The 15,020-nt window shown below is 72.6% G+C and carries 13 protein-coding genes and 1 pseudogene; 5 read left to right on the top strand and 9 right to left on the bottom strand.

The window, feature by feature from the left end; translation table 11 throughout:
• Nucleotides 1–34: 34 nt before the first annotated feature.
• Nucleotides 35–601: a sigma-70 family RNA polymerase sigma factor gene (locus EDD93_RS27860; RefSeq protein ID WP_123528257.1), complete on the bottom strand. Its 567-nt coding sequence runs from the start codon at nt 599–601 to the stop codon at nt 35–37.
• A gap of 129 nt (nt 602–730) precedes the next feature.
• Complete coding sequence (locus EDD93_RS27855; protein ID WP_123528256.1) at nt 731–1,903, bottom strand: glycerophosphodiester phosphodiesterase; 1,173 nt, start codon at nt 1,901–1,903, stop codon at nt 731–733.
• A gap of 232 nt (nt 1,904–2,135) precedes the next feature.
• On the opposite strand from EDD93_RS27855, the gene EDD93_RS27850 reads away from it, so the two are divergent.
• Nucleotides 2,136–2,807, top strand: a complete 672-nt coding sequence (locus EDD93_RS27850; RefSeq protein WP_123528255.1) for a 1-acyl-sn-glycerol-3-phosphate acyltransferase — start codon at nt 2,136–2,138, stop codon at nt 2,805–2,807.
• A 119-nt stretch (nt 2,808–2,926) separates the two neighbouring features.
• Here the strand turns inward: EDD93_RS27850 and EDD93_RS27845 are convergent, their stop codons facing one another.
• Both EDD93_RS27845 and EDD93_RS27840 read right to left on the bottom strand, forming a co-directional pair.
• Nucleotides 2,927–4,471 carry an MFS transporter gene (locus tag EDD93_RS27845; RefSeq protein WP_123528254.1) on the bottom strand — a complete coding sequence of 515 codons (1,545 nt, stop codon included), beginning with the start codon at nt 4,469–4,471 and terminating at the stop codon, nt 2,927–2,929.
• Nucleotides 4,468–5,019, bottom strand: a complete 552-nt coding sequence (locus EDD93_RS27840; protein ID WP_123528253.1) for a TetR/AcrR family transcriptional regulator — start codon at nt 5,017–5,019, stop codon at nt 4,468–4,470. The genes EDD93_RS27845 and EDD93_RS27840 overlap by 4 nt, the downstream gene beginning before the upstream one ends.
• A gap of 626 nt (nt 5,020–5,645) precedes the next feature.
• Between EDD93_RS27840 and helR the strand changes: the two genes are divergently transcribed.
• The gene (gene helR, locus EDD93_RS27835) at nt 5,646–7,793 is read left to right on the top strand and encodes an RNA polymerase recycling motor ATPase HelR (protein ID WP_123528252.1); all 2,148 of its coding nucleotides are present in this window, start codon (nt 5,646–5,648) and stop codon (nt 7,791–7,793) included.
• A gap of 51 nt (nt 7,794–7,844) precedes the next feature.
• On the opposite strand, the gene EDD93_RS27830 is transcribed toward helR, so the two are convergent.
• The 4 genes and pseudogenes from EDD93_RS27830 to EDD93_RS27815 all read right to left on the bottom strand — a co-directional run.
• Complete coding sequence (locus EDD93_RS27830; RefSeq protein ID WP_123528251.1) at nt 7,845–8,738, bottom strand: sigma-70 family RNA polymerase sigma factor; 894 nt, start codon at nt 8,736–8,738, stop codon at nt 7,845–7,847.
• A gap of 96 nt (nt 8,739–8,834) precedes the next feature.
• Nucleotides 8,835–9,806, bottom strand: coding sequence for an aldo/keto reductase (locus EDD93_RS27825; protein ID WP_123528250.1), 972 nt, complete (start codon nt 9,804–9,806; stop codon nt 8,835–8,837).
• 140 nt (nt 9,807–9,946) lie between these two features.
• Nucleotides 9,947–11,380, bottom strand: a complete 1,434-nt coding sequence (gene argH, locus EDD93_RS27820) for an argininosuccinate lyase (protein ID WP_123528249.1) — start codon at nt 11,378–11,380, stop codon at nt 9,947–9,949.
• A gap of 89 nt (nt 11,381–11,469) precedes the next feature.
• Nucleotides 11,470–11,628, bottom strand: a pseudogene (locus tag EDD93_RS27815) (argininosuccinate synthase); the annotation flags it as partial.
• A 244-nt stretch (nt 11,629–11,872) separates the two neighbouring features.
• Here EDD93_RS27815 and EDD93_RS27810 point away from each other — a divergent pair.
• From EDD93_RS27810 to EDD93_RS27800, 3 genes are all read left to right on the top strand, one after another.
• Nucleotides 11,873–13,057 (top strand): hypothetical protein, encoded by a 1,185-nt coding sequence (locus EDD93_RS27810; protein ID WP_123528248.1) that lies wholly within the window; start codon nt 11,873–11,875, stop codon nt 13,055–13,057.
• Between the two features lie 43 nt (nt 13,058–13,100).
• Nucleotides 13,101–13,694, top strand: a complete 594-nt coding sequence (locus EDD93_RS27805) for a pyridoxamine 5'-phosphate oxidase family protein (RefSeq protein WP_123528247.1) — start codon at nt 13,101–13,103, stop codon at nt 13,692–13,694.
• A gap of 64 nt (nt 13,695–13,758) precedes the next feature.
• On the top strand, nt 13,759–14,460 hold the full coding sequence (locus tag EDD93_RS27800) for a L,D-transpeptidase (protein WP_123528246.1): 702 nt from the start codon (nt 13,759–13,761) through the stop codon (nt 14,458–14,460).
• Between the two features lie 3 nt (nt 14,461–14,463).
• Here the strand turns inward: EDD93_RS27800 and EDD93_RS27795 are convergent, their stop codons facing one another.
• Nucleotides 14,464–15,000 carry an arginine repressor gene (locus EDD93_RS27795; RefSeq protein ID WP_123528245.1) on the bottom strand — a complete coding sequence of 179 codons (537 nt, stop codon included), beginning with the start codon at nt 14,998–15,000 and terminating at the stop codon, nt 14,464–14,466.
• Nucleotides 15,001–15,020 lie beyond the last annotated feature (20 nt).

Raw genomic sequence — 15,020 nt, 5'->3', positions numbered from 1 at the left:
CGCACGCCTCCCGCTCATCTGATCCGCCGGTTGTCTACCGCTCCTTTCCCCGCGGTTCAGGAGCTACAACCTCCGCCGCCAGCATTCTGCGCAGACATCCAAGGCATCGGGAACAGATCGGGCCCAAACTCCCCTGTGACATAGCCAACTCCCCTGCGATCTCCCGGTAGGTGGGATCGTGCGGGGCGAGCAGCGCTCTCAGCAGCCGTGAACAGCGGGCGGGGAGCCGGTCCACCGCGGCACGCAGGACCCGGCGTTCGTCGGCGCCGGCGAAGGCCCGTTCCGGGCAGCCGGCCGGGTCGGGGGCGCGCTCGTCGCGGTAGGGCCGTTCGTTGCGGGCGGCGCGGCGGGCCCGGCGGGCCTCTCCCCGCACGGTGTCCCGGACCCAGCGTGCGGCGTCCTCGGGCGGCCCCTGCTCGGGCAGCCGTTCCAGCAGGCGCAGCCAGACGGCCTGTTCGAGATCGGCGCGGTCGACGGCGGCGCCGGTGGCCGAGGCCGCCGCCTCGGCCCCGGCCTCGGCGCTGACCAGCGGGTACAGGGTCCGGACGACAGCCGCAGGGGCCGGCGGGGACGGCGCCGGGGGAAGATCGAGAAGTGTCATGCCCCCACCCGACGCGGTTGTCCGCCGGCCGGTTGCCGAACCGGCCGCGCACCACCCGACCGGGGCACTCCCCGGCCGGGTGCTGACGGACCGGCGCACCGAACGCCCGACAGGCCCTGGGCCTGTCCGCTACTTGCCCGCGAAGTCCGCCGCCGCGAGCAGCGCCGTGTCCGGGTTGTCGGAGAAGATCCCGTCGATGCCCGTCGCGAAGTACGCGGCGAAGGCGCCGAACGCGTCGCCGTACGCGTTCGGGTCGCTGCCGCGCCGGAAGTCGGCGGGCAGGAAGGTGTTCTCGTTGCGCATCGTGTAGGGGTGCAGGATCAGCCCCCGGGCGTGCGCGTCGCGCACCAGGGTGGTGGGCTCGGCGAGCCCGCCGGAGGCGTTCTTGGGGATGATCAGGTCCAGGGTCGGGCCGATGCCCTGGGCGAAGGACGCCATCCACTTCAGGCCGGCGGGCTTCACCAGGTCGTCGGTGGTGCGCGGGTCGCCGGTCGCGGTGAAGTCCCAGGGCTGGGTGCCGGTGCCCGAGAGGAGGACGATGCGCGGGGTGGCGACGAGCCCGGCCAGCCGCTGGATGCTGCTGGGCTCGAAGGACTGGAGGATCAGCGGCGACTGGGCGCGGTGGCGGTCGTAGCGGCGCAGCAGCTTGACGAGGCGCTCCTCCAGGCCGAGGCCGAGGCCGCGGAAGTAGGTGGGGTGCTTGGTCTCGACGTAGAGCCAGACCTGCTTACCGCGCCTGCGGCCCTCGCGGTCGGCCCACTGGAGGACCTCCTCGAAGGTGGGGATCTCCCAGCGGCCGTCGTACAGGGTGTTCTTCTGGCGGTTGCCCGGGATGCGCTCCTTGGCCCGCAGCGTCTTCAGTTCGGCGAGGGTGAAGTCCTCGGTGAACCAGCCGGTGAGCGGGATGCCGTCGACCGTCTTGGTGGTCCTGCGGCTCGCGAACTCGGGGTGCGCGGAGACGTCGGTGGTGGCGGTGATGTCGTTCTCGTGGCGGCAGACGAGGTGGCCGTCCCGGGTCGGCACCAGGTCCTGCTCGATGATGTGCGCGCCCATGTCGAGGGCCAGCTGGTACGAGCCGAGGGTGTGTTCGGGACGGTATCCGCTGGTGCCCCGGTGTCCGATGACGGTCGGCACCGGCAGGTCGAGGCGGTGTCCGGAGCCGCCGTGGCCACCGGAGCGCTCCGCGGTGTTCCCGGCGGCCCGCGCCGTCCCGGACAGGCCGACGGCCGCGGTACCGAGTACCGCTGCCCCCACGCCCATGACGGTCCGTCGTCCGGGTGTGGCGTGCGCACGCTCTGTCATGAAGGCTCCTCGCATATGATGTCCGGCATCTGTCGAGCGGGGCCCGAGCGTAGGCAGTGAGGCCGTCCGGACGGCGGCACCCGGGCCAACGTGGCGCAAACACACGTCAACACTGCGTATCCACTGCGTGAACCCGATGTGCGATCAGCGAGTACCCACGAGTATCGTCCTCACCCGCATGGACCGCTCAATCCGTCGCTCGGCCGGCCCGGCCACTACACCGGAGGAACCGTTGTCCCGACACGCACTCATCAAGGCAGTGCTCGGACCGATCCTGCGCCTGATGTTCCGGCCGCGGGTGGAGGGCATCGAGAACATTCCAGGATCCGGGCCGGTCATCCTGGCGGGAAATCACCTCACGTTCATCGACTCGATGATCATGCCGATCTGCTGCGAACGCCCGGTGTACTTCATCGGCAAGGACGAGTACGTCACCGGCAAGGGCCTCAAGGGCCGTCTGATGGCGTGGTTCTTCACGGGCGTCGGCATGATCCCGGTGGACCGGGACGGCGGCCGAGGCGGTGTCGCGGCGCTGATGACCGGGCGCCGGGTGCTGGACGAGGGCAAGGCGTTCGCGATCTACCCGGAGGGCACCCGCTCCCCCGACGGCCGCCTCTACCGGGGCCGTACGGGTATCGCGCGGCTGACGCTGATGACGGGGGCGCCGGTCGTGCCGTTCGCGATGATCGGTACGGACAAGCTCCAGCCGGGCGGCTCGGGCGTGCCCCGGCCGGGCAAAGTCACGGTCCGCTTCGGTGAGCCGATGGAGTTCTCGCGCTACGAGGGCATGGACCGCGACCGCTATGTGCTGCGGGCGGTGACGGACTCCGTGATGGCCGAGGTGATGCGGCTGTCCGGCCAGGAGTACGTCGACATGTACGCGACGAAGGCCAAGGCAGCCTGAGCCCGCTCAGGACACAGCACGCAGGTCTTACGGAAGGGCCCGTACCCCGGTTGGGGGTACGGGCCCTTCCGCGTACCGGTTCCACCCGTCCGGCTCAGGGGACGGAAGCCGGCGGGGCGTCAGTCGTGGACGATGCCTTCCTCCAGCTCCTGGCCGCGCAGCAGGTACCAGGCCGCGACCGCCGTCGCGATCAGGACGGCCGCGCCGACGGACGAGGCCAGCCGCAGCCCGTCCACGAACGCGTCCTGGGCGGCGGAGACCAGAGCGGTCCCCTGCTGCCCCGGGAGCGTCTTGGCCACTTCGACGGCGCCGCCCAGTGATTCGTGGGCGGCCGACGAAGTGGCGGCCGGTACCCCCGCCGGAGTGGCGAAGTCCTGGTAGACCCCGGTGACGACGGAGCCGAGCAGGGCGATGCCGAGCGCGGCGCCGAGCTCGTACGCCGTCTCGGAGACCGCGGAGGCGGAGCCCGCGTGCTCCTTGGGGACGCTGGAGAGGATCACGTCGGAGGTCACCGTGAAGGCGAAGCCCGCGCCCACGCCCACGACCAGCAGCAGGGCGCCGATCAGCGGGTACGCGGTCTCCTTGTGGATCGCGGCGACCGCGGCCAGCGACAGGCCGATGGCGCCGAGGCCCCCGGCCACCACGGACCGTACCGAGAAGCGGCGAGCGGTGGTCCCGGCGAGCAGGCCTGCGGTGACCGCGCCGACGGCGGCGGGCAGTTCGGCCAGGCCCGCCTCCAGCGGTCCGCGACCCTGGACCAGTTGCAGGAACTGGGAGAGGAAGAAGACCAGGCCGGACAGGCCGAGGATGGTCAGCAGATCCGCGAGCACGGCGCCGGAGAAGCCCCGGTGGTGGAAGAGCCTCATGTCCAGCAGTGGTGCCGGAAGCCGGAACTGCCGGCGTACGAACCAGACGAGCGCGGCCACTCCCCCGACGCCTGCGAGCGCGACCGGCCAGCTGGCACCGTGCGCCGCCAGCTCCTTGATCGCGTACACGACTCCGAACATGCCGACCAGCGAGAGGCCGACGCTCATCAGGTCCCACGGTCCGGGCGCCGGGTTCTTCGACTCGGGGATCAGCTTGATCCCGACGACGACGAGCACGGCCATGACGGGCAGGTTGATCAGGAAGACCGAGCCCCACCAGAAGTGCTCCAGGAGGAAACCGCCGACGACCGGTCCGACCGCCGCACCGGCCGAGGCCGCCGCCCCCCAGATGCCGATGGCGAGGCTCCGCTCGCGGGCGTCGTGGAAGATGTTGCGGATCAGGGCGAGGGTGGACGGCATCAGAGTGGCACCGGCGACGCCCAGCAGGGCACGCGCCAGGATCATCATCTCCGGCGTCATCGCGTAGGCGTTGAGCACCGAGACCGCGCCGAAGGCGGTGGCCCCGCAGAGCAGCAGCTTCTTGCGGCCGATGCGGTCACCGAGGCTGCCCATGGAGACCAGGAGTCCGGCGATGACGAAGGAGTAGATGTCACCGATCCAGAGCAGCTGGGTGCCGGTGGGCTCCAGGTCCTCGCTGAGGAACGGGGTCGCCAGACCGAGCACGGTCGCGTCGATGGCGACCAGCAGCACGGCGAGCACGAGCACGGACAGCGCGATCCACCGCCCGGGGCGGCGCAGCTCGGTCGGGGGCTCCGGGTGCTGTTCCATGCTGCTCATTGCTCCACGCTCCGGCGTGCGCCGCCGAGCAGCAACTCGACGATCATGTACTGGAAGTCCTGCGCGGCCACCCGTCCCACCTGGACGGCCCAGGCGCCGGTGCCGATCAGCCCGTAGAGGGCCTCGGTCAGCCAGGCGGGGGTCAGGTCGATGCGGATCTCGCCGCGTTCCTGGCCGCGCCGGAAGAAGGCGGAGACCCGTGCGTCCAGCCGGTCCCAGCCCTCGTTCACCTCGCCGCCCTCGAAGAGCTGATTCTCGGTCACGAGGAAGGAGAGCAGCCCGGCGCTCGGTTCGACGGCGGCGACGAACCGGCGCAACGCCGCCTCGGAGGTGCCCTGGTCGAGCTCGGCGGCGTCGAGCGCCGCCTCGAACTCCTGGATTCCCCGTTCCTCCAGCGCCCTGACCAGGGCGTCCCGTCCGGCGAAGTGCCGGTGCAGGGTGGCGCGGCCGATACCGGCGGACTTGGCGACCTCGTCCATGGTGGCGGTCGATTTACGGGTCAGCAGGGCGGCGGCACTGCGCAGCACCTGCTCACGATCGAGAGTCATGAGACGAGATTAGCCCACATGAGACGCCTCTGTCTCACTCGGGTGCCGTCAGACGCCCCTGCGTGTCGCGGGGACGTGCGGTACGCCGTCGGGGAACGCGGTGCGGTACGCCGTCGGGGAACACGGGGGGGGCGCCGGAAACCTGGCGGGAGGAGAGCGGGCCACGGGCCCGTATCGTGGCGGTCGGCCCCGGAAGTGCGGGGCACCGGCCGGAGGGTCGTGAACACGAACCCACTCCTTGCCACTTTGAACTTATAGCGCACGGGGGGGCTTGCGGCAAGGCCCCGGTCATGGCGCAGAATCATCGGCCGAAGGCCAGAATTTTGCGGAGACGGGTGAGTCACGAAGTGCGAGTGCTGTTGCGTCCCCGCGGGTCGCGCGTGGAGACCGAACCACTGCCGGGGCTCGCTCCGTCCCGGTCCGGGTCCGGGTGAACCGCCCGGACCCACCGAGCCAGGACCAGGTAACCGAGAACCCGTAAACCCTGGCGCCCCGGACCGGCACCCGGCCACGGCGTACAGCGCCGACGGAGCCCGCCCCCGTCATGGCCACCAGGTACGCCGCGCCGGTCCAGGCGCCCCGCCGCACGCGTCGACCGCACGCGGCACCAGATCGGAGCTGACGACGTGAACCCCCTGACCACCAGCGCGTTCGACCTTCCCGACCGCCTCTCCCCCAAGGCCGACCCGGCGCTGATCGCCGGCGACGAGGAGCACTTCGCGGCCATCGCCGAGTGCCTCGACGAGTCGATCTCCGAACTGACCGAGCGGCTCGCCGCCGAGCGCCGGACACCCGGCGGCGCGGGCCGGCAGGCGATGGACCGGGACGTGGAGATCCACCGGCTGACCGCCCGGCTGCGCGCCCTGCGCCGCTTCGGCCTGGACCTGTGCCTGGGGCACATGGTCGCTCAGGACGACGGCGAGCCCCTCTTCGTCGGACGACTCGGCCTCACCGACAGCTCGGGCCGCCGGCTGCTCATCGACTGGCGCTCCCCGGCGGCCGAGCCGTTCTTCGGCGCCACCCACGCCAACCCGATGGGGCTGGCGAGCCGCCGCAGGTACCGCTGGACCCGTGGCCGGATCAGCGACTACTGGGACGAGGTGTTCACCTCCGAGGGGTTCGCCGGGCACGCCGCGCTCGACGACCAGTCCGCGTTCATCGCCAGCCTGGGCAGCAACCGCTCGGCCCGGATGCGGGACGTGCTGGGCACCATCCAGGCCGACCAGGACGCCATCATCCGCGCGGGCTCCCGCGGCGCGCTCGTCGTCGACGGGGGCCCCGGTACGGGCAAGACGGTCGTCGCCCTGCACCGCTCCGCCTACCTGCTCTACTCCGACCCCAGGCTCGGCCACCGCCGGGGCGGCGTACTGTTCGTCGGCCCGCACCAGCCCTACCTGGGTTACGTCGCCGACGTGCTGCCCAGCCTCGGCGAGGAGGGCGTGCAGACGTGCACCCTGCGGGACCTCGTGACGGAGGGGGCCGCGGCCGGGCCCGAGACCGACCCTGAGGTGGCCAGGCTGAAGTCCTCCGGGAAGCTGGTGGCGGCGATCGAAGCGGCCGCCAGGTTCTACGAGGAGCCGCCCGCCAAGGGGATGAAGGTCACGACCCACTGGTCCGACATCCAGCTCACCGCCGCCGACTGGGCCGTGGCGTTCGAGGCGGCGGAGCCCGGCACCCCGCACAACGAGGCGCGCGACCAGGTCCGCGACGAGCTGCTCACGATCCTCGTCGAGAAGCACGAGGGCGACGTCTCGGACGCCGTACTGCGCAAGTCGCTGCTGAAGAACCGGGAGCTGCTCACGACCTTCGACCGCGCGTGGCCGCTGCTGGAGGCGGCCGATGTCGTGGGAGACCTGTGGTCGGTCCCCGCCTACCTGCGCAGATGCGCGCCCTGGCTCAGCCGCGACGAGGTGTCCCGGCTCCAGCGGGCGGACGCCCAGGCCTGGACGGTCTCCGACCTGCCGTTCCTGGACGCGGCCCGCCAGCGCCTCGGCGACCCGGAGGCGTCCCGCCGCAGCCGCCGGCACCAGGCCGCGCTCGCCGCCGACCGCGAGCACATGGACAAGGTCATCGACACCCTGCTGCAGGCGGACGACGACGGCGAGGGCGCCGTGACGATGCTGCACGGGAAGGACCTCCAGGAGGCCCTGGTCGACGACAGCGGGGCAGGCGGCACCGAACCGGACCTGCTCGCCGGACCGTTCGCGCACGTCGTCGTGGACGAGGCCCAGGAACTGACCGACGCCGAGTGGCAGATGCTGCTGCTCCGGTGCCCGTCCGGCAGCTTCACCATCGTCGGGGACCGCGCCCAGGCCCGGCACGGGTTCACCGAGTCGTGGCAGGAACGGCTGAGCAGGATCGGGCTCGACCGGATCAACCTGGCCTCACTGAGCATCAACTACCGGACGCCGGAGGAGATCATGGCGGAGGCCGAGCCGGTCATCCGGGCCGTGCTCCCCGACGCCAACGTGCCGGCCTCCGTCCGCAGCAGCGGCCTCCCGGTCGTGCACGGCTCCACGGCGGAGCTGGGCCGGATCCTCGACACCTGGCTCGCCGACAACGCCGACGGGATCGCCTGTGTCGTCGGCGATCCGGCGTTCCGGGCGACGCCCCGCGTCCGGTCGCTGGCCCCGGAGCTGACCAAGGGGCTCGAATTCGACCTGGTCGTCCTCATCGACCCTCAGACGTTCGGGGAGGGCATCGAAGGAGCGGTCGACCGCTATGTGGCGATGACCAGGGCGACCCGGCAGCTCGTCATCCTCACGACCCCCTGAAGCCGGGAGCGGGCGCACGCCCGCTCCCGGCCGCCGGCCGGCCGCGCCGACTCATTCACCGAGGAGGACCAGATCGTGGCCGGCCAGCCCGGCGGGGTCGCTGATGACGAACAGTTCGACGACCTTCCCTCGCTCGACCGTGAACCTCATGAGCGAGAAGCCCGCTCCCTCGCGCGCCGCGAGGACCGCCGGGGCGCCGTCGAGCAGCGCGAACCGCACCGACCTGGCGTACGGCGCGAACATGATCGCCCGCCGCGCCACGTTCTCGGCCCCGCGCACCACCACGGGGGTCTCGGCGGGTGCGCCGGCGGACCGGGACACGACATCGGGGTCGAGCACGGCGACGAGCGCCTCGAAGTCCCCGCCCCGGGCGGCCGCCAGGAAGGCGTTCACGACCTCGCGGCGGCGGACCGCTCCGGGGCCGGGCTCCGGGGCGGCGCCCCGCACCCGGCGGCGGGCCCGGCTGGCGAGCTGCCGGGCGGCGGCCGGGGTGCGGTCCACGATGCGGGCGATCTCGTCGAAGGGCACCGCGAACATGTCGTGGAGCACGAAGGCGAGCCGCTCGGCCGGGTCGAGGGTTTCGAGGACCACGAGCAGCGCGAGGCCCACCGAGTCGGCGGTCAGCGCCTGTTGCTCCGGGTCGCCGCCGGACTCGGGGTCCGGCGAGGGACCGGGCTCCGGCGCCTCGGGCGCCCCGGTCTCCAGGGGCTCCTCGCGGCGGACGCGGCGGACGCGGAGCATGTCGAGGCAGACCCGCCCGACCACGGTCGTCAGCCAGCCGCCCAGGTTGTCGATGGCCGCGCTGTCGGACCGGCAGAGCCGGATCCAGGCCTCCTGGACGGCGTCCTCCGCGTCGTTCGACGAGCCGAGCATCCGATGGGCCACGGCCTTCAGACGGGTGCGGTTCTCCTCGAACCGTGCCGCCAGGATCTCGTTCTCGTCCACAGCCGTCCTCCCGTGTCAGGTGTCCTCACCACCCTGACGCGGCGGGCCCCCGAGATGTGACAGCCGTCCCGGGGGCCGTCGCACGGGGCGGGCGGCTCAGCTCCACGGCAGCGAGGCGCGGTGGCGCCAGTACGCCTCCGGCTCCTCCACCAGCGCGTCCAGCCGGGCGCGCCGCTCCTCGTCGAGACCGAGGACGGCGGCGTGCAGGTTGCCCGCGAGCTGGGTGACGGTCGCCGCGCCGGAGAGCACGACCCCGGCCCACGGCTGGTGCAGCACCAGCGCCAGGGCCACCGCGTCGCTGCCGAGCCCCTCCTCCGTGGCGATCTCCCGCACCACGGCGGGCGCCTCCGTGCCCGCGAGCCTGCCGTTGGCCATGGCCTCCTTGACGATCACGGTGAGTCCGGCGGCGTGCGCGTCGGCCAGGGCCGGTCCGGCCGAGGTCTCCAGTGCGTTGTAGGTCGCCTGGACCGTGCGGAAGAGGGGCTCGCCGTCGACCGTGACGGCGAGCGCGGCCCGGATGGCCTCGGCCTGGGCGGGCCCGCTGGTGGAGAGGCCGATGCTGACGCCCTCGGCGGCGAGCGCGGCGAGGCGGGCGTGCAGCTCCTTGTCCGTCAGGGCCGGGCTGTCCGCCGTGACGGAGTGGATCTGGTAGAGGTCGAGCCGGTCACCGAGCAGCTCGGCGGTCTCGGCACGCTGGCGCTCGAAGGTGGCGAGGCTGTGGTCCTTGACCTCGTGCGCCTCGGCCTCGACGTTCCAGTCGGCGGTGTACGTGTAGCCCCACTTGCTCCCGATGACGACGTCGCGCACCTCGGGCCGGGCCGCCAGCCATTCCCCGAGGAACTCCTCGGAGCGGCCGTAGGAGCGGGCCGCGTCGAAGTAGCGGACGCCCTGGGCGTAGGCGGCGTCGAGCAGTTCGTGGGTGCGGGCGCGCAGCACGTCGGCGGTGCGCTCGTCCGGCAGGTCGCGATCGCGGTGGAGATTGATGTAGCCGGGCCTGCCGACCGCTGCCAGGCCGAACCCGATGTGGGCGGTCGGGGTGGTGGTACTGGCCAGTCGGGCGAAGGGCATCGCGGGCTCCTCGTGTTCGGTGGGACAACGCGGCCGGGGCCGTCCGGCCCCGGCCTGCCGCACAGGTCATGGTGTTGCACCTGCCCGGACCCGGCCCGGACAGGCCCACCCGACCAACGTAGCCCGCGATGCCCGTCCAGCTACTTGCGGGCCGCGGCCCAGGCGTGCTGTGTCGCGAGGTCCGCCTTGACCTCGGCCAGCTGGACGGCGACCGCCGAGGGCGCCGTGCCGCCGCGCCCGTCGCGGGAGGCCAGCGCTCCGGCCACGTCCAGGACCGTGCGGACCTCGGGGGTGAGGTGCTCGGAGATCTTCGCGAACTGCTCGTCGGTCAGCTCGTCGAGCTCGATGCCGTGCGCCTCGCACTCCTTGACGCAGGCGCCGGCGACCTCGTGGGCGACGCGGAACGGCACGCCCTGCTTGACCAGCCACTCCGCGATGTCGGTGGCGAGCGAGAAGCCGGCCGGGGCCAGCTCCTCCATGCGCTCGCGGTTGACGGTGAGCGTGGCCATCATGCCGGTGAAGGCGGGCAGCAGGACTTCGAGCTGGTCGCAGGAGTCGAAGACCGGCTCCTTGTCCTCCTGGAGGTCGCGGTTGTAGGCGAGCGGCAGGGCCTTGAGCGTGGCCATCAGCCCGGTCAGGTTGCCGATGAGCCGTCCCGACTTGCCCCGCGCCAGTTCGGCGATGTCGGGGTTCTTCTTCTGCGGCATGATCGAGGAGCCGGTGGAGAAGGCGTCGTGGAGGGTGACGAAGGAGAACTCCTTCGTGTTCCAGATGATGATCTCCTCGGCGATCCGCGAGAGGTTGATGCCGATCATCGCGGTGACGAAGGCGAATTCGGCGACGAAGTCCCGCGAGGCCGTGCCGTCGATGGAGTTGGCCACCGAACCGCGCTCGAAGCCGAGGTCGGCGGCGACCGCCTCCGGGTCGAGGCCGAGCGAGGAGCCGGCGAGCGCGCCCGAACCGTAGGGCGAGACGGCGGTCCGCTCGTCCCACTGGCGCAGCCGTTCGGCGTCCCGGGACAGGGGCTGCACATGGGCCAGGATGTGGTGGGCGAAGAGCACCGGCTGGGCGTGCTGGAGGTGCGTGCGGCCGGGCATGGCCACGTCCGGGTGGGCCTCCGCGAGGCCGACCAGGGCGTCCTGCAGCTCGGCGATGAGACCGCCGATGATGCGGGCGTGGTCGCGCAGGTACATCCGGAAGAGCGTGGCGATCTGGTCGTTGCGGGAGCGTCCGGCCCGCAGCTTGCCGCCGAGGTCGGGGCCGAGCCGCTCCAGCAGCCCGCGCTCCAGGGCGGTGTGGACGTCCTCGTCCGCGACGGTGCCGGTGAACGAGCCGTCCGCGACGTCCGCCTCCAGCTGGTCGAGCCCTGCGGTCATCCGCTTCAGCTCGTCCTCGGTGAGCAGCCCCGCCTTGTTGAGGACGCGGGCGTGGGCGCGGGAGCCGGCGATGTCGTACGGCGCGAGGCGCCAGTCGAAGTGGACGGACGCGGACAGCCTGGCCAGCGCCTCGGCCGGACCGTCCGCGAACCGGGCGCCCCAGAGGCGTACGTCGCTGTTGCCGTTGCCGTTGCTCACTGCGTGCTCCTCGGAAGAACAAGGGGGTTGGATGTGCGGCCGCCTCCCCGCGCGGACGGCCGGGGAGGCGGTGACGTAACGGGGTGGGATCAGGCCAGGTCACGTTCGGCGGCGATCTTCGACGAGAGGCCGAAGACCTCGATGAAGCCCTGCGCCCCGGACTGGTCGAAGGTGTCGCCGGAGTCGTACGTGGCGAGGTCGAAGTCGTACAGCGACTCGCTGGACCGGCGGCCGGTGACGACGGCGCGCTCCGTCACGCTTTTCTCCTCACGCCGCGATCGCTGGTAGGCATAACTATGCGTTCACCTGTATGGTTTGTCAAAGTCGCAGGTGAGGGCGGATCCCGAAGGCGTTCTATGAGGCAGATACTCGCTGGCCGGCCGACGGACCGCCCGCCCAGGGCCTGTCGTCGAACTGCCGTCTGCCGGGCGACGACGGCAGTTTGAGGACAGGCCCTGGCATCGGCACCCGGCACACACGAGGGGGCGGCCGATGACCACGGACTGCACGGCGGCGGAACGAGTGGCCCGGGGGGTCGCGCTGCACGAGGCCCTTGATCCCTCGTCCGCGCGCTCATGGGTGGCTCTCGACCTCGGGGTGCGCATCCAGGCCTGGGAGTCGCCGCACCTGCTTCCGGCCCACGCCTGGGCGGACGGGCGGCGGCTGCGGTGGGACTGGGACGCCCCCCTGCCGTCCGTCCGCCTGCGCGACCACCCGCCGTCCGAGAGCGAGCTGGCCCTCGCCCTGTGCCACCCGGACGGCAGGATCCGGGAGGCCGCCCTCGGCCGGGTGGCCGGGGCCGGGGCCCTGCTGCCGCTGGTGATCGTCCGCTGCGCGGACTGGGCGGAGCCGGTACGCGAGCGGGCCAGGGAGCTGCTGTCCCGCGAGCCCTCCACCGCACTCGCCCAGTGGGCCGGGCTGGTGCTGCTGCTGTCCCGGCGCGCGCAGGGCGGATTCGCGCGTGAGCTGCTCGGACGGGCGCTGCGCGAGGGGCCGGCCGCGCAGGTGGAGGCGCTGCTCGGGAGCGACGACCGCGCCACCCGCAGGTTCGCCCACCGCGTCGCGGTCGCCGGCCGGCTGCTCACGCCCGGCCGGCTGGCCCGTATCGCGGCGGGAACCGACGACGCGACCCTGCAGGACCTGTGCGCGGACGAGGCCGTCGCCTCGATGGGCGAGCAGGACCACGACCTCGTGGTGAGCCTGCTCCTGACGGCCCGCGCCCCGCGCGTGCGGGCCGCCGGGGTCACCGCGCTGCGCCGCACCGGGCGGCACGGCGAGGCCCGTGACTTCCTCGCGGACCGTTCGGGGATCGTCCGGGCCTGCGCCCGCTACGTGCTCCGGCAGGGCGGGGTCGACCCGCTGCCGCTGTACCGCTCGATGTGCGCCGCCCCGGCCGGCCACCCCGGGGCCTGCGCGGGGCTGGGCGAGTGCGGGGGGCCGGGCGACGCCGAGACGCTGTGGCCGCTGCTGGACCATCCGCTGCCCGCCGTCCGGCTCCACACGATCGCCGGTCTGCGGGCCCTCGCCGTCGTCACCCGCGAGCAACTCGCTCCACTGCTCGATGACCCGTCGTCGGCCGTCGTCCGCGCGGCGACCCGGGCGCTGCTCCCGGACGCGGCCGGCTTCTCCCCGCAGTGGCTGCTGCGCGCGGCCGACCGGGCCGCTCCCGCCGGCTGAAATCCCGGTGTCCGTACGGGACCCGGGGAAGACAATCGAACACATGGGAAAGACATACGAACGCATCGACGGGCGGCTGCGGACCTTCATCGAGACGCAGCACATCTTCTTCACCGCGACCGCGCCACTGGACGGCGACGGCACGGTCAACCTCTCCCCCAAGGGCGTCAGCGGCTCCTTCGTGGTGCTGGACGAACAGCGCGTGGCGTACCTGGACTTCGCCGGGAGCAACGCGGAGACCGTCGCCCATCTGCGCGAGAACGGCCGGATCACCCTGATGTGGTGCGCCTTCCAGGGCCCGCCGGCCATCGTGCGGGTGCACGGCCGGGGTGAGCCGGTCTTCCGCGACGACCCCCGCTTCCCGGGTCTGCTCGGGCGGTTCGACGGGGTGGACGCAGCGTCGCACGGGCTGCGGGCGATCATCGTGGTGACCGCCGAGCTGATCAGGGACACCTGCGGATACGCCATCCCCTTCATGTCGTACGAAGAGGACCGGCCGCTGCACGCCCGGCGGTTCGCGCGGGAGGACGACGCCTCACTCAGCGCCTACTTCGAGAAGAAGGAGCATGTCGCCACCAGCATCGACGGCCTGCCGGGACTGCCGCTCCCGCTGCCGGTCATGCCCCCGTCGCCGTGAGCGGTTGGGCCGTACGGAGCAGGCGCGCGGGTGATGGCGACCGGACCGGTCTACGGTCCGGGACATGCGCAGATGTCTGGTGACCGGTTCGGTACTGCTCGCCCTCACGGCCCTCGTCGGGGCCGGTCCGCCGGCGGACCGGCCGCTGCCGCACCGGCTGGCCGAAACGGGAGGCGGCTCCCAGCTGATCACCGCGGAGGCCGCCTCCACCGGGGCCACCACGGGCACGGTCACCTGGTGGAACAGGCGCTCCGGCCGGTGGGTGGCGGCCGGTTCGGCGCCGGCCCGGTTCGGGGCCAACGGGCTGGCCGAGGGCGCCTCGCGCCAACAGGGCACGAACACCACGCCCACCGGCCTCTACGACCTGCCGTACGCCTTCGGGGTGGCGGCGGCTCCGCCCGGTACCCGCTACTCCTACCGCCGGGTCCGCAACGGGTCCTGGTGGTGCCAGGACAACGCGGCGCGGGCGTACAACCGGTGGGTGGAGCCGAGGCCCGCCGACTGCCGGGCGTCCGAGGCCGAGCACCTGATCACGTATCCGGCGCAGTACGCGCGTGCGCTCGTCGTCGGCTTCAACTACGGCCGTCCGGTGCGCGGCCGGGGAGCGGGGATCTTCCTGCACGTCAACGGGCGCGGTGCGACCGCCGGTTGCGTCTCCGTACCGGCGGCCGCGATGGACCGGATCCTGGCCTGGGCCGATCCCGCCCGTCGTCCGCACCTCGCGATCGGGACCCGTTCGGGCCCGACCGCGATCACGCGCTACTGAGCCTCAGCGGTCGTTCTGCGCGAGCCGCAGCAGATGGTCGGCGAGCGCCTGCCCGCCCGCCGGGTCACGGCTGATCAGCATCACCGTGTCGTCCCCGGCGATGGTGCCGAGGATGTCGTGCAGTTCGGCCTGGTCGATGGACGAGGCGAGGAACTGGGCGGCGCCCGGGGGCGTGCGCAGCACCACGAGGTTGGCCGATGCCTCCGCCGAGATCAGCAGTTCGGCGGAGAGGCGGCGCATCCGCTCCTCCTTCGCCGAGCCGCCGAGCGGTGCGTGCGGGGTGCGGAAACCGCCCTCGCTCGGCACCGCGTAGATCAGCTCGCCGCCGGTGTTGCGGATCTTCACCGCACCCAGTTCGTCCAGATCCCGCGAGAGCGTCGCCTGGGTGACGCTCAGTCCGTCGTCCGCGAGAAGCTTGGCCAGCTGGCTCTGCGAGCGCACCGGCAGCCGGTTCAGGATGTCCACGATCCGGCGGTGGCGTGCCGTGCGGGTCTGCGGCACGGACGGCCCGCCGTGCTCGGAGTCCTGCGCCTCGGTCATCGTCGTCGCCCCATTCTCCG

Origin of the sequence: Streptomyces sp. 840.1, assembly GCF_003751445.1 — a bacterium.
Classification (GTDB): Bacteria; Actinomycetota; Actinomycetes; order Streptomycetales; family Streptomycetaceae; genus Streptomyces.
This window is presented reverse-complemented; position numbering and strand designations above follow the sequence as displayed.

Excerpts from the sequence above, each read along its gene's own strand:
- EDD93_RS27860 (WP_123528257.1), bottom strand. The coding sequence starts at position 601 with ATGACACTTCTCGATCTTCCCCCGGCGCCGTCCCCGCCGGCCCCTGCG.
- EDD93_RS27855 (WP_123528256.1), bottom strand. The coding sequence starts at position 1,903 with ATGACAGAGCGTGCGCACGCCACACCCGGACGACGGACCGTCATGGGC.
- EDD93_RS27845 (WP_123528254.1), bottom strand. The coding sequence starts at position 4,471 with ATGAGCAGCATGGAACAGCACCCGGAGCCCCCGACCGAGCTGCGCCGC.
- EDD93_RS27840 (WP_123528253.1), bottom strand. The coding sequence starts at position 5,019 with ATGACTCTCGATCGTGAGCAGGTGCTGCGCAGTGCCGCCGCCCTGCTG.
- EDD93_RS27825 (WP_123528250.1), bottom strand. The coding sequence starts at position 9,806 with ATGCCCTTCGCCCGACTGGCCAGTACCACCACCCCGACCGCCCACATC.
- EDD93_RS27810 (WP_123528248.1), top strand. The coding sequence starts at position 11,873 with ATGACCACGGACTGCACGGCGGCGGAACGAGTGGCCCGGGGGGTCGCG.
- EDD93_RS27805 (WP_123528247.1), top strand. The coding sequence starts at position 13,101 with ATGGGAAAGACATACGAACGCATCGACGGGCGGCTGCGGACCTTCATC.
- EDD93_RS27800 (WP_123528246.1), top strand. The coding sequence starts at position 13,759 with ATGCGCAGATGTCTGGTGACCGGTTCGGTACTGCTCGCCCTCACGGCC.
- EDD93_RS27795 (WP_123528245.1), bottom strand. The coding sequence starts at position 15,000 with ATGACCGAGGCGCAGGACTCCGAGCACGGCGGGCCGTCCGTGCCGCAG.